Source organism: Neobacillus drentensis, assembly GCF_036965245.1.
Taxonomy (GTDB): Bacteria; Bacillota; Bacilli; order Bacillales; family Cytobacillaceae; genus Neobacillus; species Neobacillus drentensis_G.
Map to the genome: position 1 here is coordinate 133,984 of NZ_JBALPG010000025.1, position 9,058 is coordinate 143,041.

Here is a 9,058-nt window from a genome sequence, read left to right on the forward strand (position 1 = left end):
TAGACTAGACGAACCTCAAAATATTATGTACAATGTTTTCAGAATATTATCTTTTTTTAAAAGAATAGCACAATTAGATTTGGGAAAATTTTAAGAAAAACAGGGGGTATTGCCATGAGAAAGAAAAAATTAGCTGGTATTTTCATGTCGTTAATGGTAGCGGCAGGCGTGATGGCAGGGTGTAACTCTTCGAGTACAGGCGGTGAAGAGGACAAAGGCGGTACGATTAAAATTGGTGCCAACCTTGAGCTTTCCGGGGGTGTAGCATCGTATGGTCAATCGATTAAAGAAGGTATTGATTTAGCACTTGAGGAAATTAACAAAGAAGGCATTGATGGCAAAAAATTAAAGCTTGTTCCATTTGATAATAAGTCAGAAGCTCCGGAATCCATTAACGGTGCGACGAAGCTGATCAGCCAAGATAAGGTTGTGGCCATTATCGGTGCAGCTACAAGTGGAAATACAAAAGCACAGATCGAAATTGCTCAAAGTAACAGTGTTCCACTCTTGACACCAACGGGCACGGCTGATGACGTGACGGTAAAAGACGGCAAATTGAATGATTTTGTCTTCCGTACTTGCTTCATTGACCCATTTCAAGGTACGGTAGCGGCGAACTTTGCATCGAAGGACTTAAAGGCGAAAACTGCAGCTGTCTTCATCGATAGTGCAAGTGACTACTCTAAGGGTCTTGCTGCTTCCTTTAAAGAATTGTTTGAGAAAAAGGGCGGAAAAATTGTTATTCAAGAGGCATACGTAGCGAAGGATACTGACTTCCATGCCCAATTAACAAACATTAAAGGGAAAAATCCTGATTTCATCTTTGTTCCTGGCTATTATGAAGAAGTTGGTCTAATTGTAAAGCAGGCTCGTGAATTAGGCATTGATGTGCCAATGATGGGAGCAGACGGCTGGGATTCTCCTAAACTAATCGAACTTGCCGGCAAGGATGCTTTAAACAATACGTACATTACGAACCATTATTCTTCCGGTGACTCTGATAAAAAGGTGCAGGATTTCGTCAAAGCTTTTAAAGCAAAATATAAAGACAAGTCTCCTGATGCTTTCAACGCTTTAGGTTATGATTCTGCTTATTTCATTGCTGATGCCATTAAACGTGCCGGCAGCGGCGATTCAAAGAAAATCCAAAAGGCACTTGCTGAAACAGATGGTCTTGAGCTTGTCACTGGAAAAATGAAGCTTGATAAGAACCACAATCCAATCAAATCTGCCGTTATCTTAGAGTACAAAAACGGTGAGCAAACATTTAAAACGAAAGTTAGTCCTGAATAAAATACTAAGTGAATAGGGAGATGCTACGTCTCCCTATTCGTTTTTAAAGAGTCCTTTCTAAGGAGTGTTATCAACATGGAACAATTTATTCAGCAGCTAGTAAACGGTATTTCCCTAGGGAGTATTTATGCGTTGATTGCCCTTGGGTACACAATGGTTTACGGGATTGTCAAATTAATTAACTTCGCCCATGGGGACGTCTTCATGGTCGGTGCATTTATTGGCTTTTATTCTATTACTATACTAGATTTAGGATTTTTCCCCGCTTTACTTATCTCTATGGCTGCCTGTGCCATTTTCGGCGTCTTAATTGAACGCATTGCCTATAAGCCGCTCCGGAATGCCACTAGGATTGCAGCGCTGATAACGGCAATTGGCGTATCGCTCTTTATTGAGTATGGCACCATTTATATTCGCGGCGCCCAGCCGGAAGCCTATCCAAACGGAATTGTTCCGTTAAAAAGTTTGGAAATTTTCGGTGTGAAAATTAGCGGCCAGTCAATTCTGATATTAGCCGTTTCTATTTTCTTAATGATCGTTTTGCAGTTTATTGTTCATAAGACAAAAATTGGCAAAGCGATGCGTGCTGTTTCCCACGATATGGATGCTGCTAAATTGATGGGAATTAACGTTAATAACACAATTTCTGCTACCTTTGCGATTGGTTCAGCCCTTGCAGGTGCAGCCGGAGTGGTCTTCGGTATGTACTATACAAAAATTGAACCATTGATGGGGATTATTCCGGGACTTAAAGCCTTTGTTGCCGCTGTTCTTGGCGGAATTGGGATTATCCCGGGGGCAATGGCCGGAGGATTATTATTGGGTGTGATTGAAGCCCTTGTAAGTGCTACTGGAGGCTCTCTATGGCGCGATGCAGTAGCATTTATTGTCCTGATTTTAATCTTAATTTTCCGTCCTGCTGGCCTTTTTGGTAAAAATGTCAGGGAAAAGGTCTAGGGGGGTGCTTGCGATGAATATTTTTACAAAAGCAAAAGGTTTTTGGGGTACCATCGGTTTAGTCGTTATCTTTTCCGTTGTAATACAATTTCTTATTAATGGCGGGACATTAAACTCCTTTTATGTAAATGCATTGTTTTCAATTGGCATCAATATCATCCTTGCCGCTTCACTTCATTTAATTATCGGGATTACCGGGCAGTTTTCTATTGGACATGCCGGCTTTCTTGCAGTTGGCGCTTATATCTCGGCAATTGTGACTATGAAACTCGGTCTGCCTTTCCCAGTCGCCATCGTTGCTGCTGGTTTAGCCGCTGCCCTTGCCGGATTGGTGATTGGAATTCCAACCTTAAGACTCCGAGGTGACTATCTTGCTATTGCCACTCTCGGCTTTGGAGAAATTGTCAGGATTGTCTTTTTAAATATTGATTATGTAGGCGGGGCCAGCGGTATGACCGTTAGCCATATGACAACATGGCCTTGGTTAATTGCCTGTGTGGCAATCACAATTGTTGTCATTGTAAACTTTACGAATTCAACGCACGGACGAGCCTGTATTTCGATTCGTGAAAATGAAATTGCCGCAGATGCAATGGGGATCAATACGACTTTTTATAAAGTAATGGCCTTTGTCATTGGCGCCTTCTTTGCCGGTGTCGCCGGCGCCTTGCATGCCCATAACTTTTATATTATCCAGCCGACAAACTTCGGCTTCTTAAAGTCATTTGATATTTTGATTCTAGTCGTTATTGGCGGCTTGGGAAGTATGTCAGGATCGGTTATTGCGGCTATTTCTTTAACGATTATTTCAACATTCCTCTCCAACTATCCGGAGGTTCGAATGGTTATTTACAGTCTTGTACTGATCGTAATGATGCTTTTCCGTCCGCAGGGATTGATGGGAACGAAAGAAATTACCTCGTTCTTGAAAATGGGCAAATCCGCTAAAGGAGGAGTACAGCATGACAGCAAAAACACCGTTGCTTAAAGTAGAAAATGCCGGAATCCGCTTTGGCGGCTTAAAGGCAGTTTCGGATGTGAATGTAGAATTAAAACAGGGTGAACTTGTTGGTTTAATTGGCCCAAATGGTGCGGGAAAGACGACTTTTTTCAATCTATTAACAGGTGTTTATATTCCTACCGAGGGCAGTATTTCGTTAGCCGGTGAAAAATTAAATGGCCAAGCTCCCTATAAAATTACCAAAAAAGGGATTAGCAGAACGTTTCAAAACATTCGTTTGTTCAGTGAATTATCGGTACTCGACAATGTAAAGGTCGCCTATCATTCACTTGCCAAGCATTCAATCTTTAGTTCGATTCTCCGCCTCCCCTCCCACTTTTCCGGTGAGAAGGAAATGGAAGAAAAGGCGATTGAGTTTTTAAAAATCTTTAAGCTTGATCAGGTCATGCACGAGAAGGCAAAGAATCTGCCGTATGGCCAGCAGCGCCGCCTCGAAATTGCCCGGGCACTTGCTGCATATCCAAAGCTATTGCTGCTCGATGAACCGGCAGCAGGGATGAATCCACAGGAAACGGATGAACTGATGAATTTAATTTCCTTGATTCGTGAGAGGTTTGATTTGACAATTCTCCTAATTGAACATGACATGCTGCTTGTCATGGGGGTGTGTGAACGAATCTATGTGCTTGACCACGGCCAATTGATTGCCGAAGGTACCCCGGAGCAAATCAGAAATAACCCGAAGGTCATCGAAGCGTATCTCGGCGAGGAGGTCTCTTAAATGCTAAAAATAAATAATATTAACGTCTATTATGGAAATATTCATGCATTGAAGGGCGTTTCCCTCGATATCAATCAAGGAGAAATTGTCACCTTGATTGGTGCGAACGGTGCAGGAAAAAGTACACTATTAAAAACGATTTCCGGTTTGCTGAAGCCGAAAAATGGTGACATCCTTTTTGAAAACGAGCATGTCGCCGGCAAGGTGGCCCAAGCGATTGTTAAAAGAGGGATTTCTCAAGTTCCTGAAGGGCGCCGGGTGTTTGCAAACATGTCGGTGGAGGAAAATCTCGAGTTAGGTGCCTACCTGCGTAAAGATAAAAAGGGCATCCGGGAAGACTTTGAAAAGGTGTATCAGCTCTTCCCACGCCTCTATGAACGACGTAAGCAGCTGTCAGGAACGCTGTCAGGCGGTGAGCAGCAGATGCTGGCGATGGGCCGGGCATTAATGGCCAGGCCGCGTTTATTACTGTTAGATGAGCCTTCCATGGGTCTTGCCCCGCTATTAGTAAAAACAATTTTCCGGATTATTGAGGAAATCAATCAAACCGGAACAACAATTCTATTGGTCGAACAAAATGCCAATATGGCGCTGTCGATTGCCGACCGGGCCTATGTCATTGAAACCGGTAAAATCGTGGCTGCCGGTACAGCGGAAGAATTGAGTCAAAGCGATCAAATCAGGGCCGCGTATTTAGGCGGGCATTAATCGAAAAGCGGAGGCGCCTAGGGGCTTGGTTTATGACCCCGAGCCCCTAGGAGGGCGCCGCAGCTAAATAAAAAAAGTGTTGGGGCGGCCCCAACACTTTTATCTATTACATTTTCATTTTCCGATGTTCAGGGTCCAGCTTAAATTGCTGTCGCCTTTGCGGGCTGAGGATATGCCTAATTTTAATCGCGTAATCCTCATAAAGCTGTTCGATTCCAACTAAGGCAAGCGAAAAGAAGTTCGCGTAATTCTTTTGGACTTCCCACTTTAATTCGTTCTTGCCGCAGATACTATATTTATTTAATTCCTCAATTTCCTTTTGTATTTTTGCTAGTTCCACAGCTTGTTCATTCTCAGTCAAGGAAAGGACATGATCAATTTTTGCGATATAGGCCATTGATTTCTCTATCTTCTCTTTAATTTCCTGATAGCCTTCTTGGTCAATCAGATTATATTTTAATTTGAAATCATTTAGTTTTTCCGCTGCTTCATAGGTTGAATTGACAATATCATCGCGGGTCATATCCTTTGTTTCATAGCTTAGCATATGCTTCCATGAAGGCTGGGTAATCGCCTTACGATGGTCCTCCAATGTATGGCAGAATTTTTTATAGCCATGGATTTCCGGATGTTCAAATGCAGGGCTTGCCGGGTCAAGAAAAGGTGCAAGCGGTGCAACAAAGTAAAAGATCCTTGGATCCTGGTTACAAGCTAAATGAATGGTTTCGCAAAAATCAATATTTTCAACTGCGCTTTGGTACGTCTGTCCCGGAATCCCAACCATGAAGAACAGGTCAATCTTTTTACAGCCATGTTTTAATGCAAAATTGAGTGTATCTATTACCTTTTTGTTTGTACAGCTAAATTTTCCGTTATAGCGTCTGATTTTCTCATCATGTGTTTCAAGGGTAATTTCAATGCTGTATTTTGGTACACTGTCATTCATCAGTTTAAAGAATTCTTCATCCGCATATTGGAATAACTCAAACACGATTTCATTTTTAAGTTTAAGTTTTTTAAGCAGGCTAAAAAACTCATTTACATATTCACGTCCGCCCTGGCGCAGGTCATGCAGGATGAAAATCGGTGCCCGGCTGAAGCGGGAAATAAATTGGATGTCTTCGATAAGCTTCTTCGGTGACCGTAGGGCCAGTGAATTTCGGTTGCAGTTTTGGTCATAGGCTTCGCGCGAGCCGCCGCAGATGAGGCAGTTCTGCGTACAGCCTCTAGCCGTCAACAGTGCAGTGTTTGGATATTGCAGCCAGCCTTTGTATGGCAGCGGATCAAGGAAGTTGCGATATTTAAACACAGACCGGATCGTATAGCGATAACCTGGTACATCAACATCATCTAAATCCTTTGGTACATAAGTAATTGGATTGTAGAAGCACTCGCTTCCCTTTTTCCAGGTTAGGTTTGGAATATCGGCATAATAGGTATTTCCTGACTCAATTTTATTCATCAGCAGGAGCATCAGCTTTTCTGTGGAGTCGCCGCGCATAACGAAGTCGATAAAGGGATATTCAATTAACTCTTTATAATAATAGGTTGCTGACAAGCCTCCGAATATGATCGGTGTTTCAGGATGGAGGGTTTTTACGATTTTTGCGAGTTCAATACTGCCGTGTGCATGGGGCAGCCAATGGAGGTCAATCCCGAATGCTTTCGTTTTGATTTTCTTAAGTTTTGCTTCGACATCAAATTTTTCACTCATCAGCATGCGGTTCGCGATATTGATAATTTTCACCCGCAGCCCGTATCGCTCTAAATAATCAGCGATACTTGTCAGCCCGATTGGATACATTTCAAACACAGGCGATGACGGGACAACATCACTAATTGGGCCGGCAAGTAAGGAATTTTTTCTAAAATCATAAACACTAGGTGCATGCAGTAAAACCAGGTCGTATTTCATTAATGTTCACCTCAGGACAATTTGTATGGGACGAACCCCTATAATTTTACGTTGATATCAGCGTGGTTTCTGAAACGCAAGAAAGAGTTAAGAATTGTGATTAATTTCACATATAGCGATAACTTTCTATAAAGGAGTGCATTTCCCTGACAATTATTTTTTAAGTTAATAATAGTTTACTATATTAATGGAGTAATAAAGTGACAAACGAGTGACAAAACTTGGTTAATTTTGTGTATAGTTTTACTTTAACCTGTAATGCTGAATATTGTAGAGTAGTACCCAAATTAGTAATGAAACGGAAGGATTAGGAAAATGGCACAGACGAAAACAAATGCAATGCGCATCCTTGATGCAAAAAGGTTCAGCTACGACATGCTGACATACGACAATAAAGATGGAAAAATTGATGGAATTTCGGTAGCGGAGAAAATCGGCAAAGACCCTAAGGAAGTTTATAAAACGCTTGTTGTCCAAGGGCAGAGCAAGAATCTTTATGTCTTTGTTATTCCTGTTGCCGCGGAATTGGATTTAAAGAAGGCAGCGAAGGCGGCTGGAGAAAAGAATGTGGAAATGCTACCGGTAAAGGATATTCAAAAATGGACAGGATATATCCGCGGCGGCTGTTCCCCTATAGGGATGAAAAAGGAATATAAGACCTTCATCGATGAAAGCTGCCTGGAGATTGATTCAATCGTTGTCAGTGCCGGAAAAATTGGCGTGCAAATCGTGCTCAGGCCTGAGAGTTTAAAGGAAATAACCAAAGCGGAAATCATCGATGCCGTTAAATGAAAATTGAATGAAATTTCCATGGGCACTCACCTATAAAAGACAGAAGCATAAGATAGGGGGAAATGAACTTTCAATTGTCATTAGAAAACTCGCCGATTGGCGAGCCCCTAGGGCGATGACAGAGGCGTAGTTACACTTATGCCTGATAGGAAAGTTATACTTTCCTATCGGCCGTAAAAGGGAGTGTTGATGAGTGGCAGGGAAAATCAAAAATTATTTTGCCGGCGGGAATACTGCGAGGGGCTTCCACAGTCTTTATGAATCCAATCTTCAAGGGTTAGACCGGTTATTTATTCTAAAGGGCGGCCCGGGAACAGGCAAATCATCACTGATGAAGAAAATTGGTCATGAGTGGATTGAACAAGGCTATAATATCGAGTTTCTACATTGTTCATCTGATAATAATTCGATTGATGGTGTGCTGATTCCGGCGTTAAAAGTAGGGATTGTTGATGGTACGGCACCGCATGTGATTGAGCCGAAGGCACCTGGGGCGGTGGAGGAATATATCAACCTTGGCGAAGCCTGGAATGCCCGTGCCTTAAGTGTTCAGAAAAATGTCATTCAAAAGCTGACCAATCAGATTAGCGAATCATTCCAAAAGGCGTATGCAACATTTAAGGAAGCATTGGAGATCCACGATGACTGGGAAAAGATTTATATTAACAGCATGGATTTTAAAAAGGCGGACCGATTGACAAACAAGTTAATTGACGCCTTCTTTGGAAAAATAAAATTGAACAAGGCTTCAGATGTGCGCCATCGTTTCTTAGGGGCGGCAACGCCAATGGGGGCTGTCGATTTCGTTCCTAATTTAACAGAAGAAATACCAAAACGGTACTTCATTAAAGGTCGACCTGGTTCCGGGAAATCGACAATGTTGAAGAAACTGGCTACGACGGCTGAGGAACGAGGTGTTGATGTCGAAATCTACCATTGCGGCTTTGATCCTCATAGTCTTGATATGTTGATTTTAAGGGAGCTTGGTATTGCGATTTTTGACAGTACGGCCCCGCATGAATATTTCCCAAGCCGTGATGGTGATGAGATTATTGATATGTATGAGATTCTGATTGAACCGGGTACGGATGATCTGTTTGCCGAGATTATCAGTAAAATTGCCGCAAAATATAAAAGTAAAATGACCAGGGCGACTGGGTATCTTGTTCAAGCAAAAGCGCTGCATGATGAGCTCGAAGCGATTTATGTTGCCGCGATGGATTTTTCCGTGGTGGAAAGAATTCAAGGGAGAATTGCAGAGGAAATAAAAGAATTGGCAAACGCCAAAGGTTATGGAGTTTTGCCAACATTATAGGTGTCTTAAAAGGGTCTATCCCCTCGCGCAAAAGGTATATGCTGTATATTAGCATTGAGGGGTTTGACCCTTTTTTTATGAGATAAGAAAGTATAACTTTCGACTTTGACAATTGTCCAGCTCCATAAGAATAAGCTTCGGAACTGATACATCGTACGAAGAAAAAGCGTTAGCTTTTTCGAGGAGCGCCCAGCAGAGAGACCCTGCGATAAGTTAACACCGAAGCGCTCCAGTCTATACACCGCGCAAAGGAAGCTCAGGCTGTCGAATAACTCTCGGCTGCCTCTTATTTTATTCATTTACTTCAATAATTCACCGCGTTAATTTGGTATAATA

Annotated in this window: 8 protein-coding genes; 7 read left to right on the forward strand and 1 reads right to left on the reverse strand. The window is 42.3% G+C overall.

Annotation, left to right across the window (positions count from 1 at the left end):
• The first annotated feature begins 114 nt into the window (after nucleotides 1-114).
• From V7150_RS07585 to V7150_RS07605, 5 genes are all read left to right on the forward strand, one after another.
• Nucleotides 115-1,293 carry an ABC transporter substrate-binding protein gene (locus V7150_RS07585; protein WP_335515711.1) on the forward strand — a complete coding sequence of 393 codons (1,179 nt, stop codon included), beginning with the start codon at nucleotides 115-117 and terminating at the stop codon, nucleotides 1,291-1,293.
• 75 nt (nucleotides 1,294-1,368) lie between these two features.
• The gene (locus tag V7150_RS07590) at nucleotides 1,369-2,250 is read left to right on the forward strand and encodes a branched-chain amino acid ABC transporter permease (protein ID WP_335515714.1); all 882 of its coding nucleotides are present in this window, start codon (nucleotides 1,369-1,371) and stop codon (nucleotides 2,248-2,250) included.
• Nucleotides 2,251-2,263: 13 nt separating this feature from the next.
• Entirely contained in the window at nucleotides 2,264-3,238 is a 975-nt protein-coding gene (locus V7150_RS07595) for a branched-chain amino acid ABC transporter permease (protein ID WP_335515716.1), read from the forward strand.
• Nucleotides 3,213-3,992, forward strand: coding sequence for an ABC transporter ATP-binding protein (locus V7150_RS07600; protein WP_335515721.1), 780 nt, complete (start codon nucleotides 3,213-3,215; stop codon nucleotides 3,990-3,992). The genes V7150_RS07595 and V7150_RS07600 overlap by 26 nt, the downstream gene beginning before the upstream one ends.
• The gene (locus V7150_RS07605; protein ID WP_335515724.1) at nucleotides 3,993-4,700 is read left to right on the forward strand and encodes an ABC transporter ATP-binding protein; all 708 of its coding nucleotides are present in this window, start codon (nucleotides 3,993-3,995) and stop codon (nucleotides 4,698-4,700) included.
• A 106-nt stretch (nucleotides 4,701-4,806) separates the two neighbouring features.
• Here V7150_RS07605 and V7150_RS07610 read toward each other — a convergent pair whose 3' ends face one another.
• Nucleotides 4,807-6,615, reverse strand: coding sequence for a TIGR04190 family B12-binding domain/radical SAM domain protein (locus tag V7150_RS07610; RefSeq protein ID WP_335515727.1), 1,809 nt, complete (start codon nucleotides 6,613-6,615; stop codon nucleotides 4,807-4,809).
• A gap of 315 nt (nucleotides 6,616-6,930) precedes the next feature.
• On the opposite strand from V7150_RS07610, the gene ybaK reads away from it, so the two are divergent.
• Nucleotides 6,931-7,407 (forward strand): Cys-tRNA(Pro) deacylase, encoded by a 477-nt coding sequence (gene ybaK / locus V7150_RS07615; RefSeq protein ID WP_335515730.1) that lies wholly within the window; start codon nucleotides 6,931-6,933, stop codon nucleotides 7,405-7,407.
• 193 nt (nucleotides 7,408-7,600) lie between these two features.
• A complete protein-coding gene (locus V7150_RS07620) occupies nucleotides 7,601-8,722 on the forward strand; it encodes a PRK06851 family protein (protein ID WP_335515733.1) in 1,122 nt (373 codons plus the stop codon).
• Nucleotides 8,723-9,058 lie beyond the last annotated feature (336 nt).

Bases quoted from the DNA above. Each gene is read 5' to 3' on its own strand.
- V7150_RS07585 (WP_335515711.1), top strand. From the start codon at position 115: ATGAGAAAGAAAAAATTAGCTGGTATTTTCATGTCGTTAATGGTAGCG.
- V7150_RS07590 (WP_335515714.1), top strand. From the start codon at position 1,369: ATGGAACAATTTATTCAGCAGCTAGTAAACGGTATTTCCCTAGGGAGT.
- V7150_RS07595 (WP_335515716.1), top strand. From the start codon at position 2,264: ATGAATATTTTTACAAAAGCAAAAGGTTTTTGGGGTACCATCGGTTTA.
- V7150_RS07600 (WP_335515721.1), top strand. From the start codon at position 3,213: ATGACAGCAAAAACACCGTTGCTTAAAGTAGAAAATGCCGGAATCCGC.
- V7150_RS07605 (WP_335515724.1), top strand. From the start codon at position 3,993: ATGCTAAAAATAAATAATATTAACGTCTATTATGGAAATATTCATGCA.
- V7150_RS07610 (WP_335515727.1), bottom strand. From the start codon at position 6,615: ATGAAATACGACCTGGTTTTACTGCATGCACCTAGTGTTTATGATTTT.
- ybaK (WP_335515730.1), top strand. From the start codon at position 6,931: ATGGCACAGACGAAAACAAATGCAATGCGCATCCTTGATGCAAAAAGG.